Consider the following 18,380-nt stretch of genomic DNA (forward strand, 5'->3'; position numbering starts at 1 on the left):
GGCCACAAGGGCCTTGCTGGGGGGACCGCAGGCCACAAGGGCCTGCGTGGGGGGAGGAACGGGTCATGAGAGTCAGCGTTTTCGGGCTCGGCTACGTGGGCTGCGTATCGGCCGCGTGCCTGGCCGGCATGGGGCACGAGGTCATCGGCGTGGACGTCAACCAGGTGAAGGTCGACCTGGTCAACGACGGCAAGGCCCCGGTGGTCGAGGAGCGGATCGGCGAGCTCATCGCCGACGTCGTGCGGACCGGGGCCCTGCGCGCCACCGCCGACGTCCGCGAAGCCATCATGGACAGCGAGATCTCGCTCGTCTGCGTCGGCACGCCGTCGGAGCCCAACGGCAGCCTGTGCACCACGTACTTGGAGCGGGTCACCGAGGAGATCGGCGCAGCGCTGGCCGAGCGCGGCGGGCGGCACACCGTCGTGTTCCGCAGCACCATGCTCCCGGGCACCTGCCTGAACCTGCTGGTGCCGATCCTGGAGAAGAACCTCGGCGGCACGGTCGGGGTGGACGTCGGGGTCGCCGTCAACCCGGAGTTCCTGCGCGAGGGCACCAGCGTGCGGGACTTCTTCGACCCGCCCAAGACCGTCGTCGGCGAGCTCGACCCGGCCAGCGGCGACGCGGTGATCGCGCTGTACGAGGGCCTGCCCGGCGAGGTGTTCCGGGTGCCGGTCCCCACGGCCGAGGCGATCAAGTACGCGGACAACGCCTTCCACGGCCTGAAGATCGGCTTCGCGAACGAGCTGGGCGCGGTGTGCCAGGCGCTCGGGGTGGACTCGCACCAGGTGATGGACGTGTTCCTGGCCGACCGCAAGCTGAACATCAGCCCCGCCTATCTGCGGCCCGGCTTCGCCTTCGGCGGCTCCTGCCTGCCCAAGGACCTGCGCAGCCTGGTGCACGCGGCGCAGCGGGCCGACGTCTCGGTGCCCATCCTCTCCCATGTGCTGCCCTCCAACGCCGACCATCTGCAGCGTGCGGTGGACCTGGTCGAGCGCACCGGCAAGCGCCGGGTGGGAATGTTCGGGCTGTCCTTCAAACCCGGCACCGACGACCTCCGCGAGAGCCCGCTCGTCGAGCTGGCGGAGCGCCTCTTCGGCAAGGGGTACGAACTCAAGATCTACGACGCCAATGTGAGCCTGTCCCGGCTGCTCGGCGCGAACCGCGAGTACATCGAGAACCGGCTGCCGCACCTCGCGCAGCTGCTCGCGGAGTCCGTCGAGGAGGTGCTCGACCATGCCGAAGTGTGCCTGGTCGGCACCAGGGACCCGGCTGTGCTGTCGGTGCTGCCCCATGGGAACACCCCGGTGATCGTCGACCTCATCCACCTTCCCGACGCCGACGAGCGCCGGGCCGAACCGGGGTACGTGGGCCTTGCTTGGTAATGCAATCAGCGGTGAGGGATCGGGGCGACGCGCCCTGATCCTGGTGGAGAACCTGTCGGTGCCCTTCGACCGGCGGGTGTGGCAGGAGTGCACGACGCTGCGCGACGCGGGCTGGACGGTGGACGTCATCTGTCCGCAGGGCACCAAGCGCGACACGGAGCCGGAGGCCGTGATCGACGGGGTGCGGATCCACCGCTACCCGCTGCGCGCGGCCACCGGAGGACCGGCCGGCTATCTGAAGGAGTACGGATCGGCGCTGTGGCACACGGCCCGGCTGGCCCGCAAGGTCGGCCCGGTCGACGTGGTCCACGCCTGCAACCCGCCCGACCTGCTGTTCCTGCCGGCCCTGTGGCTCAAGCGGCGCGGCGCGCGGTTCGTCTTCGACCAGCACGACCTGGTGCCCGAGCTGTACCTGTCCCGGTTCGACCGCGGCAAGGACCTGCTCTACCGCGGTGTGTGCGCGCTGGAACGGCGGACCTACCGGGCGGCGGACATCGTCCTCGCCACGAACGAGAGCTACCGGGACGTCGCGGTACGCCGTGGCGGCAAGCGCCCGGAGGACGTCTTCGTGGTGCGCAGCGCGCCCGCCATCGAGCGCTTCCAACCGGTGCCGCCCGAGCCGGAGTTGAAGCGCGGCAAGCCTCATCTGCTGTGCTACCTCGGTGTCATGGGCCCTCAGGACGGCGTCGACTACGCCCTGCGGGCCCTGGCGAAGCTGCGGGACGAGCTCGGCCGGACCGACTGGCATGCGGTGTTCGTCGGCTCCGGCGACGCCTTCGACGCGATGGTGGGGCTGTCCAGGAAGCTCGGTCTCACCGAGCAGGTGCAGTTCACCGGGCGCATTCCGGACGCGGACCTGGTGCGCTACCTGTCCACCGCGGACGTGTGCCTGTCTCCCGACCCGCGCAATCCGCTCAACGACGTGTCGACGATGAACAAGGTCCTCGAGTACATGGCGATGGGCCGGCCGATCGTCTCCTTCGAGCTGAAGGAGGCGCGCGTCTCCGCCGGTGACGCCGCCGTCTACGCACCCGCCAACGACGAGGCCCGGTTCGCCGAGCTCGTCGCCGAGTTGATGGACGATCCGGACAAGCGGGCCCGCATGGGCAAGATCGGCCAGGAGCGGATCAGCGGGCCGCTCTCCTGGGAGAACTCACAAGCGTCGCTGCTCGCCGCCTATGCCGCCGCCTGCCGTGACCACACCCCGGTGCCGGCTGTCGAGCCGGTCCGGACAGGGAAGAGGCAGCGCAGTTGAGCGAGGACACGATACGCCTGGTCACCATCGGGCGGATATTCCGTCGGCGCTGGCGGCTGCTCGCCGTCCTCGCCGTCGTGGGCGCGCTGGTCGGCTTCGGCGCCTCGGTCGTGGTGTTCCCACCGCGTTACACGGCGTCGGCACCGGTGCTGCTGCCGGGACTGTGGGAGGAGCGCGAGCTGCTCACCCAGGTGGACCTCGCGACCAGTTCGGCAGTGGTCGACCGCGCGGCCGACGCTCTGCACTGGTCCGGCGTCAGCAGCACCGACCTGCGGAAACAAGTGAGCGCCAAGGCCGCGGACGGGAACATCATCACGATCGCGGGTACGGCCGACACCCCCAAGCGCGCGCAGCAGCTCGCCGACCAGGTGGCTCAGCAATTCGTGCAGTACACCGCGCAGATCGCGGGCAGCGGCACGGACTCCGCCACCACCACCGCGAACGACGCGCTGCGCAAGAAGGTCGAGGAGACCAACCGCCGCATCAGCGACCTGGCCAAGGCGGCCGATCCCGGTCAGACGGTGGAGAGCGTGCAGGCCCGCACAGCGCTCGAGAACCTGCGCACCTCGCTGGAGGGGGCCATGAAGAAGGTGGACGAGGCCAACCCGGCGACCAACAAGGCAGGCATGGTGGTCATGGGGCCCGCCGCCCCGCCGACCGGGGAGGCCGCGCCGACGAGGATGCAGCTCATCGTCGGCGGAGCGCTGCTGTTCTTCCTGCTCGCGGTCATCGGCCATCTGGTCGCCGCCCGGATGAACCGCCGGCTGCGCACCGAACCGGAGATCGCCGCGGCGCTGGGTTCGACGCTGCTGGGCACCGTCGACGTGGCCGGTGAACGGCGCGCGCACCGGCCCGAAGGCGGGGGCTCACGAGTCCGGATCCGCCGACTCCTCGGCGCCGACACCCCGTGGAACGTACCGGCCCCGCAGAAGTCCGGCGACGAGGCCGGCCGACGGCTCCGCTACCGGCGGGTGTGTGCCCGTCTGAAGGAGCGGCTGCCCTCCGCCCAGCGGCTGTTGCTCGTCGTACCGGAGGGCGACGAGATCGCCCGCCGGGCCGCAGGACAGCTCGTCGCCGAGGCCAGAAGCGGTCCGATGCTGCGGATGGTGGAGGTCTCGGTGGACCGGCCGGTGGTCCCGGACCGCGACAACGAGTCCGGCGCCGTGGTGGTCCTCAGCGCAGACAGCTGGACCGCGGAAGAACTCGTCGGCATCGCGGAGGCGTGCGCGGACGGCAGGCACGAGGTGGTCGGCATCGTCGTCGCCGACCTGGTCCAGGCCCGCCCCACCAGGTCCGCCGGCCCGCTTCCGGACGACGCCACGCTGGCTCTCGCCGTGCCCGGCCACGCAACGGGAGGTTCAGCGTGACGACAAGCACGACCACGGAGTCGTCGGCCGCCACCCCGCTCATCGACCTGCAGGCGCTGGTGGTGGCGGTGCGCAGGCGCCGCCGACTGTGGACGGCCATGGCGCTGCTCGGCCTGCTGGCGGGCGCCGCGGTGGCGGTCCTGATGCCGCCGCCGCCGACCGCGGTGACCAAGGTGCTGGTCACGCACGCGGAGGACCAGCCGAACGACACCGGAACCCTGATCCGCACCGACGTCCAGCTGCTGCAGACCACCCAGATCGCCGACAAGGCCCTGCAGGCCCTGAAGTCCCCGGTGAAGGCAGAGGACTTCATGAAGGACTACCAGGGTGCCGGTCTGACCAACAACCTGCTGCAGATCACCGTGACAGGCGACAGCGACGCACAGGCGGTGGCCCGCGCCAAGGCACTGGCCGACTCGTTCATCGCCGACCATGTACGGCGGATGAAGGACACCGCACAGGCCGAGGCCAAGGCCCTGCTCGACCAGCGCGACCGCATGCGGGTCGAACTCGCCCAGGTCAACCAGGAGATCGGAAACCGGTCGCCGGACAGCGACCCGAAGGCGTCGGCCGGCATCGAGTCGCTCTTCGCCCGCCGGGCCGAACTCAACTCGCGCATCTCCGACTTCGACCAGCGCGCCGCGGACGCCCGCACCGGCACGCCCCAGGTCATCGCCGGCACGCAGATCGTGGACGCACCGCGCACGGTGCCCCACTCCCTGCCCAAGGCCCTGGTCACCGACGCCGCCGTCGGGGGGATCCTCGGGCTCGTCCTCGGGCTTGCCATCGCCGCGGTCGGCACCGTGGTGGCGGACCGCCCCGTGCTGCGCCGGGACATCGCGGCGAACCTGGGCGCCTCGGTCATCGCGGAGCTGCCCCGCCGCTCGGGCAAGCTGTGGCGGCGCCGACGCACCCGGGTGACCCGTGAACGGCTCACCGCGACCCTGGCCCGCACCACCGGTGACTCCGCGGAACCGGTGTCGCTGCTGGAACTGGGCTGCGCGCGCAGCACGAGCGTGATCGCCCTGGACCTCGCCAGGGCCCTGGCGGCACAGGGCCCGGTGACCGTCGTCGACGATCTGCCCGGCGGGCAGCTCGAAGGGCGCAAGAAGCCGGGAGATCCGCCCGTGGTCAGCGGCGAGCGTGCCGCGACCCTGTCACCTCAGGAGCGCCGCATCGGCGTCGGCTCGGTGGCGCCCGGCACGGCGTGGACCGACCTGCGCCACCTCGGCACCCAGACCGTGCTCGTCGTACGGGCCGGACACGGCAGCGCGGCCTGGCTGCACACCGTGGCACGGCAGCTCGCGGACCAGCGCATCCCGGTGATCGGTGTGGTGCTGATCGACCCCGATCCGCGCGACCGTACCGACGGGACCCTGTGGGACGGGCTGCACACCGCGCTGCGCGGCCGCGCCGAGCGGCCGGCCCGGCAGAACGGCACCAACCAGCCGCGGACGGAGCGGCAGCCGATCTGGGCCGCACGCATCCCGGGCAACGACCAGGACGGGCGGTAGCACATGTGTGGCATCGCAGGCACGTACCGCTGGCCGGACGGAAAGGTCGTGACCGACCGGCTCACCGAGACCCTCGCCCACCGCGGCCCGGACGGGGCGGGCCGCTACGGCCACCCCGTCGGTGACGGCGAGGTGCACCTCGGGCACCGCCGCCTCTCCATCATCGACCTGACCGAGACCGGCGCCCAGCCGATGGTCTCGGACGGCCTCGCCCTGACGTACAACGGCGAGCTGTACAACGCGCCCGAGCTGCGCGCCGAGCTGGAGGCGGCCGGGGTGCGCTTCCGCGGCACCTCCGACACCGAGGTGCTGCTCGAGGCCTGGCGGCGCTGGGGCACGGACTGCCTGCCCCGGCTGCGCGGCATGTTCGCGTTCGGGATCTTCGACGAGCGCACCGGTGAACTGGTCCTGGTCCGCGACCAGTTGGGCATCAAGCCGCTGTTCCTGCTGCGGCGCGGCGAGGGCCTGGTGTTCGCCTCCGAGCTCAAGGCGCTCGCCGCCGCCACCGGCGGCAAGCTGGAGGTGGACCACGCGGCACTGGTGGCCTCACTCCTCTATTACTGGGTGCCGGACTCGCGGTGCGCGTTCCGCGAGGCTGAGAAGCTGCCGCCGGGCAGCTGGCTGCGCTGCCGGCCCGACGGCCGGGTGGAGCGCGGCCGGTTCTGGGACCTGAAGGAGGTCGCCGCCGAGGGCCGGGAGCGGGCCCGGGCCGGAGACCAGCCCGACCTGGCCGCCGTCGTCGAGGAGTCGACCCGGCGTCACCTGCTCTCCGACGTACCCGTGGCCACCTTCCTCTCCGGCGGCCTCGACTCCAGCTACCTGACCGCGCTGGCGGCCCGCCACCAACCGGGCATCTCCGCCTACACGATCGGGTTCCGCGCCGAGGACGCCAAGTTCGAGGCGATGCCGGACGACCTGCGCTACGCCCGGCAGGTGGCCCAGCGGTTCGGCGTCGACCTGCACGAGATCGAGATCGCCCCGAACGTGCTGGACCTGCTGCCGGAGATGACCTACCACCTCGACGAGCCGATCGGCGACCCCGCCGCGATCAACACCTACCTGATCTGCACGGCCGCACGGGAGGCCGGGGTCAAGGTGATGCTCTCCGGGATGGGCGCCGACGAGCTGTTCGCCGGGTACCGCAAGCACCTGGCCAACCTGATCGCGCTGCGCTACCAGCGCGTCCCGCGGCCCCTGCGGCGCGGGGTGTCCGCGGCCGTGGACCGGCTGCCGGTCGCCACCTCCCGCCGGGGGTTCAGGTCCGTGCGCTTCGCCAAGCGGTTCCTGTCCTTCGCCGAGCTGCCGGAGGAGACCGCCTTCCGGCGCAGCTACACCATGTACGACCAGGCCGAGCTGCTCGCCCTGCTCGACCCGGACCTGGCCGGCACGGTCGACGACGTACTGACCGAGCACGCGGACGTCTACCAGGACAACGACCTCGACGACTTCGTCAACCGGATGTGCCTGACCGACGCCCGGATGTTCCTGCCGGGCCTGAACCTCACGTACACGGACCGCTCCAGCATGGCCGCCTCGACCGAGGTACGGACGCCGTACGTGGACGTCGAGGTGGTCAAGGCGGCGTTCGCCATCCCCGGCGACCGCAAGATCGCCGGACGGCAGGGCAAGGCGGTCCTGAAGGAGGCGGCCACCTCGATCCTGCCCCAGGAGATCGTCTACCGGCCCAAGGGCCTGTTCAGCGCCCCGCTACGGGCCTGGATGAGCCGGGACCTGGCACCGCTGGTGCGCGAGGTGGTCAACGACGGCGAGCTCGTCCGTTCCGGGATCCTGCGCCGCGACGCACTGCAGCGGATGGTCGCCGAGGACGCGGCCGGGCAGCAGGACTTCTCCAAGCATCTGTGGCATGTGCTGACCCTCGAGTACTGGTATCGCGACGCGACCTCTGGGTCCCGCCAGAGCACTCGGCAAACGGCTTAGGAATCAGGGGAGTTCGAGTGAAGCAGGTTGTACAGAACTACAAGAGCGGCGAGCTGGCGGTGCTCGACGTTCCGGTGCCGGGGTGCAAGCCGGGCGGGGTGCTGGTCCGCAGCGCCTACTCGCTGATCTCCACCGGCACCGAGATGATGAAGGTGTCCGAGGCCGGCATGTCGATGCTGGGCAAGGCCCGCTCCCGCCCGGACCAGGTGGCCAAGGTCATGCAGAGCGTGGCCACCAACGGGGTGCCCGCCACCTACCGCAAGGTGATGGGCAAGCTGGACTCCTACACGCCGCTGGGCTATTCGCTGTGCGGGGTGGTCGAGCAGGTCGGCGCCGGCGTCGACGACGTGAAGGTCGGCGACCTCGTGGCCTGCGCCGGCAACGAGCACGCGCTGCACGCCGAGCTCAACTGGGTGCCGAAGAACCTCTACGTCCCGGTGCCGGACGGCCTCGCGCCGCAGCACGCCGCGTTCGGCACCGTCGGGTCGATCGCGATGCAGGGCGTCCGCCAGGGCGAGCCGCAGCTCGGCGAAGTGGCCCTGGTCATCGGTCTCGGGCTGATCGGGCAGCTGGTCGTGCAGCTCCTGGCCGCCGCGGGAGTCCGCGTCGTCGGCGCCGACCCCGACCCGGCGCGCTGCGAGCTCGCCGAGCGCCTGGGCGCCGCGGCCTGCGGCGACCCGGCCTCCGCCGCCGTGGAGAACGCCGTCGCCGAACTCACCGACGGTCACGGCGTGGACCAGGTGTACCTGGCCGCCGGCGGTGGCAGCAACCAGCCCGTCGAGCTGGCCGCCAAGCTGGCCCGGGACCGCGGCCGGGTCGTCGACATCGGCAAGTGCCGCCTGGACCTGCCGTGGAACGCGTACTACGAGAAGGAACTCGACGTCCGCTTCTCCCGCTCGTACGGCCCCGGGCGCTACGACCCGGAGTACGAGCTGGAGGGCCGCGACTACCCGATCGGCTACGTCCGCTGGACCGAGCGCCGCAACCTGGCCTGCTTCCTCGACCTCGCCGCCCGCGGCAAGGTCGACGTGGAGCCGCTGATCTCCCACGTCGCCGACTTCGACGACGCCGTCGAGACCTATCAGCGCCTGAAGGACGGCGAGCTGAAGGCCATCACCGCGCTGTTCCGCTACCCGGAACCGGCAGGGGAAGCGGAGGAGACGAAGGCCCCGGCGGTGGCCGTGCCCGCGGTGACCGTGCAGCCGAGTCCGGCCCGCCCCGCCAGCACGCCGGTGAAGCTGGCGTTCGTCGGCGCAGGGAACTACGCGACGTCGATGCTGCTGCCGCACCTCACGCAGCGCGAGGGCGTCGAGTTGTCGACCGTCGTCACCACGACGGCGCTCTCCGCGGCCAACGCGCAGCGGAAGTTCGGCTTCACCGAGGCGACCACCGACCTCGACGCCGTGCTCGGCGACAAGTCCATCGACGCCGTCTTCATGGTCACCCGGCACAGCTCGCACGCCGACCTGACCCGCAAGGCACTGCTGGCGGGCAAGACCGTCTTCGTGGAGAAGCCGCTGGCGCTCACCGAGGACGAGCTGGCCGGTGTGCTCGCGGCGGTGGAGGAGTCCGGCAACGACCGGCTGCAGGTCGGCTTCAACCGCCGCTTCGCGCCGCTGCTGCAGGAGGCCAGGAAGCAGTTCGGTGCCCGCACCGGCCCGGCGAGCCTGCGCTACCTGGTCAACGCGGGCCGGCTGCAGCACGGCAGCTGGTACCTCCAGCAGGGCACCGAGGGCTCGCGGTTCGCCGGGGAGGGCGGCCACTTCATCGACACGGCGAGCTGGCTGCTCGACGCCGACCCGGTCTCCGTCTACGCGGTCGCCCCCTCCGGCAACGAGGACCTGCAGGTCGTGCTGCGCTACCCGGACGGGTCCACCGCCACCATCAGCTACGTCACCACCGGCGCGGCCGGCTTCCCCAAGGAGACGCTGGACCTGGTCGCCGACGGCAAGGTGCTGCGGCTGGACGACTTCGTTCGCGCCTCGGTCTACGGCCGTAAGAAGTGGGTCAGCTCGCGCCTGCCCAAGGCCCGGGACAAGGGCCAGAACGCCGAACTCGCCGCGTTCATCAAGGCCGTGCGGACGGGCGGGCCGATGCCGGTGCCGCTTCAGTCGCTGGTCGCCACCACCGCGGCCACCCTCGCCGTGCAGGCCGGCCTGGCCGGCGGCGCGCCGGTGACGTTGGAGAACGCACGATGACGATGAGCGCGGGCTGGTACCTGCGACGGCTGTCCCGGATGGGACCGCAGGAGGTCGCGGGCCGGGTGGGCGACACGGTGCGCCGTCGGCGGTGGCGGTCCGCGCCGCCGGCCTGCCCGAGCGTGACCGGGGCCCGGTTCACCGCGGTGCTGCCCGCCGAGGCGATCGCCGCGGTGCCGTCGGACGCCGCGAAACGCCTCGTCGCCGAGGCGGACCGGCTGATGGAGGGGCACGTCGAGTACTTCGGGGTGGCCCGCGACGACCTCGTCGACCCGGACTGGTGGTACGACCCGAAGACCGGGCGCCGCGCCCCGTCGGGCTACGCCTTCGACGTGCCGTACCGCAGCGAGGACGCGGTCGGGGACATCAAGCAGATCTGGGAGCTGTCCCGGCACCATCACCTCACCCAGCTCGCCGCCGCCTACGCGATCACCGGGGACGAGCGGTACGCCGAGCGCGTGTCAGCGCATCTGCGGTCGTGGTGGGAGGCCAACCCGCCGCTGCGCGGGGTCCATTGGATCAGCGGCATCGAGCTGGGCATCCGGCTGCTGTCCTGGGTGTGGGTGCGCCGGCTGCTGGAGGGCTGGTCGGGCGCGGCCGGGCTGTTCGAGGACAACCCGGTGGCGCTGAACCAGATCTGGCACCACCAGCGCTGGCTGGCCGCCTTCCCCAGCCGGGGATCGTCGGCGAACAACCACGTCATCGCCGAGGCCGCCGGGCAGTTCGCCGCGGCCTGCGCGTTCGGATGGTTCCCCGCCTCGGAGCGCTGGCGGGCCGACGCCCTGCGCTCGCTCGACCGGCATCTGCGCAGCAACACCTTCCTCTCCGGCCTCAACCGTGAACTGGCCTCCGAGTACCACGGCCTGGTGCTGGAGCTCGGCCTTGCCGCCGTGGCCGAGGCCGATGCCGCAGGCGTGCCGGTCCCCGCGACCGTCCGGCTCGTCCTGCTGCGGATGACCGACGCGCTCGCCGCCGTCGTGGACAACCGGCTGCGGCCGCCGCGCCAGGGCGACGCGGACGACGGGCACGGTCTGATCCTGGACGGCGAGGGCACCGACCGCTGGGGCTCGCTGCTGTCCACCGGGGAGGCGGTGTTCGGCCGGCTCGACTGGTGGCCGACGGTGACCGGCACCGATGTGCGCACCCCACTGCTGGCCGCGCTCATCCGGCCGTACGCGAAAAACGGAAGCGGACCGGCCGTGTCCCGCCAGGACAGCAGGCCGGGCCACTTCGCGGACGCGGGCATGACCATCCTGCGCGGCCCGGAGGAGATCTGGTGCCGCTGCGACGGCGGCCCGCACGGCTTCCTGTCCATCGCCGCGCACGCCCACGCGGACGCACTGTCCGTGGAGGTCCGCCACGACGGCGTCGACGTGCTCGCCGACCCGGGGACGTACTGCTACCACGGGCAGCCCGAGTGGCGGCAGTACTTCCGCTCGACCCTCGGCCACAACACCCTCGAGCTGGACGGCGCCGACCAGTCCGTCTCCGGCGGCCCGTTCCTGTGGACGCGGCATGCCGAGAGCCGCGTGCTGGTCGCGGACCCGTCCGGGGAGGGGACGGCCCGCTGGAGTGCGGAGCACGACGGTTATCAGGGGTCGGTGCACCGCCGCCAGGTGGAACTCACCGCCGAAAGCCGGGAGTTGAGGGTGCTCGACGAGGTGCGCGGCCCCGGTGGGGCCGTGCGGCTGGCCTTCCACCTCGGCCCGGCGATCACCGCGGACCTGGTGGACAACCGGGCCGAACTCACCTGGACCCGGGACGGCGAGGACCGCTTTGCGGTGCTCGACCTGCCAGGGCAGCTGTCCTGGCAGGCGCATCGCGGCGAGACCGATCCGCCGCTGGGCTGGTACTCCGCCGGATTCGGGCGCAAGGAACCCGCCACCACCCTCGTCGGCACCGGCTTCACCGACGGCACGGAGGGCTTCACCACCGTGCTCAGGTTCCACGGCTAGGGGGGCACGTGGGGATCAAGAGGCGGCACTGGGCGTGGGCGGCGGCACCGCTGACGCTGGCCCTGCTCGCGTTGACCGGCTGCGACAGCACACAGCCCGCCGAGGCGAAGGCGACGACCGCCGCGCCCACCATGTCCGGGGCGCGGTCCACGGCCGTGGCCCGGGTGTGCGCCAAGCCCGAGGCCGGGCCGGCGAAGGCGCCGGCGGGCGCGGTGACGGTCGACCCCGCGAAGGTCGGTGACCTGGCGGCGAAGACCAAGGACAACCCCCCAGGCACCACGTTCTGGCTGCGACCGGGCAAACACCGGCTCGACCCCGACCGCTATGCCCAGGTCATCCCCAAGAAGGGGGACCACTACCTCGGTGCGCCCGGCGCGGTGCTCGACGGCCGGAAGATCAACCAGTACGCGTTCGCCGGCACCGCCGAGGGCGTCACCATCGGCTACCTGACCGTGCAGGGCTTCGTGCCGCCGCAGAACGAGGGCGTGGTCAACCACGACTCGGCCGACGGATGGGTGATCGAGCACTCGACGATCCAGAACAACCTGGGGGCCGGGCTGATGGCCGGAGCCCGTCAGCAGGTCCGCGGCAACTGCCTGCGCGCCAACGGCCAGTACGGCATGAACGCCTACAAGGGCAGCGGCCGTATCAGCGGCCTGGTGGTCGAGGGCAACGAGATCGTGGGCAACAACACCGGCGACTGGGAGCGGCGCCAGCAGGGCTGCGGCTGCACCGGCGGCATCAAGTTCTGGGCCGTCGACGGCGCCGACGTACGCGGCAACTGGGTGCACGACAACCGCGGAACCGGGTTGTGGGCGGACACCAACAACAACGACTTCCGCATCGAGGACAACGTGCTGGAGGCCAACGACGGTGCCGCGCTGATCTACGAGACCAGCTACAACGCGGTCATCCGCAACAACACGATCCGGCGGAACAACTGGGTCGAGGGCCGCAAGGCAGCAGGCCGCGGCGACACCTTCCCGTTCGCAACCGTCTACCTGTCCGAGTCCGGCGGCGAACCACGGGTCAAAGCCCGCACGAACAAGATCGAGATCTACGGCAACCTGCTGGAGAACAACTGGTCCGGGATCACCCTGTGGGAGAACGCCGACCGGTTCTGCAACAGCCCGGCCAACACCTCCTCCGGCGACTGCACCTTGCTGGTGAAGAAGACCAGCCGTTGCACGAAGTCGACGATCACCAGGGCACCGCTCTACGCCGACTGCCGGTGGAAGACCCAGCGGGTGGACATCCACGACAACCGCTTCGTGCTGGACAAGTCCGTCCTCAAGTGCACGACGAAGTGCGACCGCATGGCGGTGCTGTCCAACTACGGCACCTATCCGGACTGGTCGCCCTACAAGGGCGAGACGGTGGCCGACGCGATCACCCTCAAGCAGCACAACCGCTGGCACGACAACGTCTACGTCGGGCCGTGGGCCTTCGTCGTCCACGATCCCAGCAAGGTGCTCGACTTCCAGAGCTGGCAGGGCGTGCCCTACCAGCAGGACGCGGGCAGCACCTTCAGCGCACAGGCCGGTGGTTGAGATGAGTACGCTCTCCGGCGCCGAACCGCGCCCCGCCGGCACACCGAGGATCATCGGGATCGTCTGGGGGCTGCTGGTCCTCAACACGCTGGGCTCCGCCGGGGCGAAGACCATCGTCCCGCTGCCCCGCTCCCTCATCCAGATGGTCACGATGGGCGCCCTGGTCACCGCCTTCACCCTGGCGCTCGCGGTCAACCTCCGGCTGCGGATCCGGCCCAGCGCCTACGTGCTCCTGCTCACCCTGCTGCTGGTCTCGAGCGTGATCTCCAGCGCGCACCTGGAGTCCGGTTTCGGCGCGCTGTTCCGCTGCTTCCGGCTGACTCTCTTCGTCGGCACCCTGTGGCTGGTCACCCGCTGGTGGGACGGCGGCCTGACGTTCGTCCGGCACCACATCCGGATGTACTTCGCGGTGCTCGGATCGGTGGCCGCGGGCCTCGCCGTCTCACCGGGCGCGGCCCTGCCCGACCTCTACGGCGGGCGCCTGGTCGGCGCGCTCTGGCCGCTCACCCCGCCGCAGATCGGACAGTACGCCGCGGTGATCATCGGGCTCACCGTGCTGCTCCTGCTGGGCCGCCGGACCGACAAGAAGAGCGCGGCGATCATCATCGTGCCGTCCCTCGTCCTGCTCGCGCTCACCCATACCCGTACGGCCACGCTCGGTCTGATCGTCGGGCTGGTGCTGGCGATCGGCTCGCTCCTGCTGACCAGCGCCGCCGCGCGCCGCTTCTTCAGCTGGACGGTGGTGTTGGCCACGGTCGCCGCGGTGGGGTTCGCCTCCATGCTCCAGTCGTGGTTCCTGCGCGGACAGAGCAAGGAGAACTTCTCCAGCCTCACCGGCCGGGCCAAGGTCTGGGACGCCCTGCTGGCCGCGCCCCGCTCGACCTCGGAGCAGCTGTTCGGCGTGGGCCTCGGCGACAAGTCGTTCGGCGGGCTGCCGATCGACAACAGCTGGCTGGCCGTCTACAACGAGCAGGGCCTGATCGGCGTGACCCTCGTCGCGGTGATCATCGTCGTGCTGGGCGGCGTCGCGCTGCTGCGGCCCCCGTCGCTGCAGCGGGCCTGCGCGATCTTCCTGATCAGCTACTGCGCGATGGCCTCGTACACCGAGGCCGGTCTCGGTGACGCGTCGCCGTATCTGCTGCATCTGGCCCTGGCCGCCTCACTGCTGGTGGCGCCGGCCCAGGCCACCGTCCTCGCGACGCCCGCAGTCCCCCGGCTTGTGATGCCGGAAGTCCCTCGACAGCGCATCCCGCGCTGGGCCCGCCGATCGGAGGCGACCTGAGCATGCACATCCTCGTGGTGCACAACCGCTACGCCTCGGCGCAGCCGAGCGGCGAGAACAAGGTCGTCGACCAGGAGGTGGAGCTGCTGCGCGCGGCCGGCCACCGGGTCGAGGTGTTCGAGCGGCGCAGCGACGACATCGCCGCCCGCTCCCTGCTGGGCAAGGTCGCGGTGCCGCTGCTCGTGCCGTGGAACCCGGCGGTGCGCACGGAGCTCGCCGCCAAGCTGCGCAATGAGCGGCCCGACGTGGTGCACGTCCACAACGTCTTCCCGCTCCTGTCGCCCGCGGTCCTCGCCGCCTGCGCCGACGCCGGCGTGCCCGCCGTGGCCACCCTGCACAACTACACCCAGGTCTGCCCGCCCGGCACCCTGCAGCGGGACGGCCGGCCGTGCACCGAGTGCGTCGGAACGGCAGTGCCGCTGCCCGCCGTCCGGCACGGCTGCTACCGGGGCTCCCGCCTGGCCACGGTGCCGCTCGCGGTCAGCATGTCGGCCAACCGGCGGCGCTGGTGGTCCGGCGTGGAGCGGTTCTTCTGCATCTCCGCGGCGCAGCGCGACACCCTGGTGCGGGCCGGCATGCCGGCCGAGCGGCTGGCGGTGAAGCACAACTTCGTGCCCGACCCGGGCGAACGCCGAGCGGGCGAGGGCGAGCATCTGCTCTATCTCGGCCGGCTCGCGGAGGCCAAGGGCGTACGGCTGCTGATGGCCGCGTGGGACGAACTCGCGGCGAGCGGCTGTGTGGGCGTGCCGCTGGTGATCGCCGGCACCGGGCCGCTGGAGGCGGAGGTGACCGCCTGGGCGGCGGGCCGGGACGACGTGCGCTACGTCGGCCTGTACGACACGGCGGAGTGCCAGAAGGCCATCGCGCAGTCCGTCGCCGTGGTGGCTCCCTCGACCTGGCTGGAGGCGTTCGGCCTGGTGGTCGTGGAGGCGATGGCGGCGGGGGTCCCGGTCGTCGCGGCCGGGCACGGCGCCTTCGTCGAACTCGTCGAGGAGGGCGTGACCGGGCTGCTGCACAAGCCGGGGGAGTCCGCCTCGCTCGCGTCCTGCATACGCCGCATCGCGGCCGAGCCGGGCCACAACCGGGAGATGGGCCGAGCGGCCCGGCTCCGGTACGAACAGGGTTTCAGCCCGGCGGTCGGCCTCGACCGTCTGGTTGATGAGTACCGCACCGCGATCGCGGGGCGGTCAGCACAGACTCGCGGCGGGGACACCCGCGCGAGCAGGGGGGATGGGAACAGCAGATGACACGATGCCGACTGTGCGGCTCGGAGGCGACGGCGAGCGTCGTCGACCTCGGGGCGACGCCACCGTGCGAGAGCTTTCTCGCCGCGGACCAACTCGACCAGCCGGAACCGGCGTACCCGCTGCACCTGCGGGTCTGCACCGACTGCTGGCTGGCGCAGATCCCGCCGCTGATCACGCCGGAGGAGACCTTCAAGGAGTACGCGTACTTCTCCTCGTACTCGACCTCCTGGGTGGAGCACGCCCGGACGTTCGTCGCCGACGCGGTGCAGCGGGTGGGGCTCGGCACCGAAGGCTCCGACGCCTTCGTGGTCGAGGTCGCGAGCAACGACGGGTACCTGCTGAAGCACGTGGTGGACCGCGGGATCCGCTGCCTGGGCATCGAGCCGTCGGTGAACGTCGGCGCGGCGGCACGGGACAAGGGCGTGCCCACGCTCACGGAGTTCCTGAGCCCTCAGACCGGCGCGGCCGTCCGCGCCGAGCACGGCCCGGCGAACCTCGTCGTGGCCAACAACGTGTACGCGCACATCCCCGACGTGGTCGGCTTCACCCAGGGGCTGCGCGCCCTCGTCGCCGACGACGGCTGGGTCTCCATCGAGGTGCAGCACCTGCTGACCCTGATCGAGGACAACCAGTACGACACGATCTACCACGAGCACTTCCAGTACTACACGGTCGCCTCCGCGATCCAGGCGCTGGCGAGCGGCGGACTCGCGCTCGTGGACGTCGAGTTGCTGCCCACGCACGGCGGCTCCATCCGGCTGTGGGCCCGCCCCGCCGATGCGGCCGGCGAACCGAGCGAGCGGGTGGCCGACGTACTGGCCCGCGAGAAGGCCGCCGGGCTCCAGGAGCTGTCCGGCTACACCGAGTTCTCCGCCCGGGTGGCCAAGGTGCGCCGGGACCTCCTCAAGTTCCTCATCGAGGCGGCCGAGCGCGGCCAGACGGTCGTCGGCTACGGCGCCCCCGGCAAGGGCAACACCCTGCTCAACCACTGCGGCATCCGGCCCGACCTGCTCGCGTACACGGTCGACCGCAACCCGTACAAGCACGGCAGGTTCACCCCGGGCACCCGCATCCCGATCCTCGCGCCCGAGCAGATCGCCATCGACAAACCGGACTACGTCCTCGTCCTCCCGTGGAACCTGCGGGCCGAGCTGACCGAGCAGCTGTCCTACGTGCACGAGTGGGGCGGCCGGCTGGTCTTTCCCATCCCGGAACTGAGCATCGTCGAGGCCGCGTCGGAAGAGGTCACAGCATGAAGGTCGTTCTGTTCTGCGGCGGTTACGGGATGCGGATGCGCAACGGAACCTCCGACGACGTGCCCAAGCCCATGGCGATGGTCGGCCCCAGGCCGCTGATCTGGCACGTCATGCGCTACTACGCGCACTTCGGGCACAAGGAGTTCATCCTGTGCCTCGGCTACGGCGCCCACCACATCAAGGACTTCTTCCTCAACTACGAGGAGACGACGTCCAACGACTTCGTGCTGCGGGGCGGGAAGACCGAGCTGCTGTCCACCGACATCGCCGACTGGACCATCACGTTCGCACAGACCGGCATCGAGTCGCCGATCGGCGAGCGGCTGCGCCGGGTGCGCCACCACCTGGACGGCGACGAGATGTTCCTCGCCAACTACGCCGACGTCCTCACCGACGCCCCGCTGCCGGACATGATCGACAACTTCGCCCGGCGCGACGCCGGCGCGTCGATGATGGTGGTGCCGCCCCAGTCCTCCTTCCACTGCGTGGACCTGGGCGAGGACGGCCTGGTGGGCGGCATCACCGCGGTGAGCGACATGCCGCTGTGGGAGAACGGCGGCTACTTCGTGCTCCGCCAGGAGGTCTTCGACCACATCCCGGAGAACGGCGATCTGGTCGCCGACGGATGTGCCCAACTGGCCAAGCGGGGCCGCCTGGTAGCGCACCAGCACCGCGGTTTCTGGAAGCCGACCGACACCGTCAAGGAGCGGGCCGCGCTCGACGAGGCGTACGCCCGGGGCGACCGTCCGTGGGCCGTGTGGGAACACGACAACGCCGGGGTGCACGCGTGATCCGCCTCGAAGCCGGGCGCCTGGACCGGATCGTCGCCGTGGGCGCGCACTGCGACGACATCGCCATCGGGGCCGGCGGCACCCTGCTGACGCTGTGCCACGCCCGGCCGGGCCTCCGCGTCGACGCGCTGGTGCTCTCCGGCGGCGGTAGCGAGCGCGAGCAGGAGGAGCAGGCCGCGCTGGCCGCCTTCTGCCCGGGCGCCGACCTGCGGCTGACCGTGCACAAACTGCCGGACGGCCGGCTGCCCGTGCACTGGGACGAGGCCAAGGCCGCGGTCGAGGAACTGCGCGCGCAGACCGACCCGGATCTCATCCTCGCCCCGCGCACCGACGACGCCCACCAGGACCACCGCGGCCTGGCCCAGCTGATACCCACCGCCTTCCGCGACCACCTGGTCCTCGGCTACGAGATCGTCAAATGGGACGGCGACCTCGGCCGCATGGCCGCCTACCAGCCGCTGTCGCCGGAGATCGCCGAAGAAAAGGTGCGGCTGCTGCAGGAGCACTACGCCTCACAGCGCCACCGGCCCTGGTACGACCGCGAGGCCTTCCTCGGGCTTGCACGGATCCGCGGCATCGAATGCCACGAGCGATACGCCGAGGCGTTCGCCGTCACCAAACTCACGCTCAACCTGGGGGGTTGAA

13 protein-coding genes are annotated in these 18,380 nt (G+C 71.3%); all 13 read left to right on the plus strand.

Translation table 11 applies throughout. From position 1 onward, the window contains the following. The first annotated feature begins 65 nt into the window (after nt 1-65). The 13 genes from ACFY1U_RS21140 to ACFY1U_RS21200 are packed head-to-tail and all read left to right on the plus strand — an operon-like array spanning nt 66 to nt 18,379. A complete protein-coding gene (locus ACFY1U_RS21140) occupies nt 66-1,382 on the plus strand; it encodes a nucleotide sugar dehydrogenase (protein ID WP_390695647.1) in 1,317 nt (438 codons plus the stop codon). Further along, on the plus strand, nt 1,372-2,637 hold the full coding sequence (locus ACFY1U_RS21145; RefSeq protein ID WP_390695648.1) for a glycosyltransferase family 4 protein: 1,266 nt from the start codon (nt 1,372-1,374) through the stop codon (nt 2,635-2,637). The genes ACFY1U_RS21140 and ACFY1U_RS21145 overlap by 11 nt, the downstream gene beginning before the upstream one ends. Beyond that, nucleotides 2,634-4,004 carry a Wzz/FepE/Etk N-terminal domain-containing protein gene (locus ACFY1U_RS21150; protein ID WP_390695649.1) on the plus strand — a complete coding sequence of 457 codons (1,371 nt, stop codon included), beginning with the start codon at nt 2,634-2,636 and terminating at the stop codon, nt 4,002-4,004. The genes ACFY1U_RS21145 and ACFY1U_RS21150 overlap by 4 nt, the downstream gene beginning before the upstream one ends. Then, nucleotides 4,001-5,518, plus strand: a complete 1,518-nt coding sequence (locus tag ACFY1U_RS21155) for a Wzz/FepE/Etk N-terminal domain-containing protein (RefSeq protein ID WP_390695650.1) — start codon at nt 4,001-4,003, stop codon at nt 5,516-5,518. Before ACFY1U_RS21150 ends, ACFY1U_RS21155 begins: the two co-directional genes overlap by 4 nt. A gap of 3 nt (nt 5,519-5,521) precedes the next feature. Beyond that, nucleotides 5,522-7,456, plus strand: a complete 1,935-nt coding sequence (gene asnB, locus ACFY1U_RS21160; protein WP_390695651.1) for an asparagine synthase (glutamine-hydrolyzing) — start codon at nt 5,522-5,524, stop codon at nt 7,454-7,456. Between the two features lie 17 nt (nt 7,457-7,473). Next, complete coding sequence (locus ACFY1U_RS21165; protein WP_390695652.1) at nt 7,474-9,654, plus strand: bi-domain-containing oxidoreductase; 2,181 nt, start codon at nt 7,474-7,476, stop codon at nt 9,652-9,654. Then, the gene (locus ACFY1U_RS21170) at nt 9,651-11,609 is read left to right on the plus strand and encodes an alginate lyase family protein (protein WP_390695653.1); all 1,959 of its coding nucleotides are present in this window, start codon (nt 9,651-9,653) and stop codon (nt 11,607-11,609) included. The genes ACFY1U_RS21165 and ACFY1U_RS21170 overlap by 4 nt, the downstream gene beginning before the upstream one ends. Before the next feature lie 8 nt (nt 11,610-11,617). Beyond that, entirely contained in the window at nt 11,618-13,159 is a 1,542-nt protein-coding gene (locus ACFY1U_RS21175; protein WP_390695654.1) for a right-handed parallel beta-helix repeat-containing protein, read from the plus strand. Between the two features lies 1 nt (nt 13,160). After that, a complete protein-coding gene (locus ACFY1U_RS21180; RefSeq protein WP_390695655.1) occupies nt 13,161-14,441 on the plus strand; it encodes an O-antigen ligase family protein in 1,281 nt (426 codons plus the stop codon). Nucleotides 14,442-14,443: 2 nt separating this feature from the next. After that, the gene (locus ACFY1U_RS21185; protein WP_390695656.1) at nt 14,444-15,688 is read left to right on the plus strand and encodes a glycosyltransferase; all 1,245 of its coding nucleotides are present in this window, start codon (nt 14,444-14,446) and stop codon (nt 15,686-15,688) included. Beyond that, nucleotides 15,685-16,944, plus strand: coding sequence for a class I SAM-dependent methyltransferase (locus tag ACFY1U_RS21190; protein ID WP_390695657.1), 1,260 nt, complete (start codon nt 15,685-15,687; stop codon nt 16,942-16,944). The genes ACFY1U_RS21185 and ACFY1U_RS21190 overlap by 4 nt, the downstream gene beginning before the upstream one ends. Continuing rightward, nucleotides 16,941-17,735, plus strand: a complete 795-nt coding sequence (locus ACFY1U_RS21195) for a glucose-1-phosphate cytidylyltransferase (protein WP_390695658.1) — start codon at nt 16,941-16,943, stop codon at nt 17,733-17,735. The genes ACFY1U_RS21190 and ACFY1U_RS21195 overlap by 4 nt, the downstream gene beginning before the upstream one ends. After that, nucleotides 17,732-18,379 (plus strand): PIG-L deacetylase family protein, encoded by a 648-nt coding sequence (locus tag ACFY1U_RS21200; protein ID WP_390695659.1) that lies wholly within the window; start codon nt 17,732-17,734, stop codon nt 18,377-18,379. Before ACFY1U_RS21195 ends, ACFY1U_RS21200 begins: the two co-directional genes overlap by 4 nt. The last annotated feature ends 1 nt before the right edge of the window (nt 18,380 follow it).

Source organism: Streptomyces sp. NPDC001351, from assembly GCF_042896045.1.
Taxonomy (GTDB): domain Bacteria; phylum Actinomycetota; class Actinomycetes; order Streptomycetales; family Streptomycetaceae; genus Streptomyces.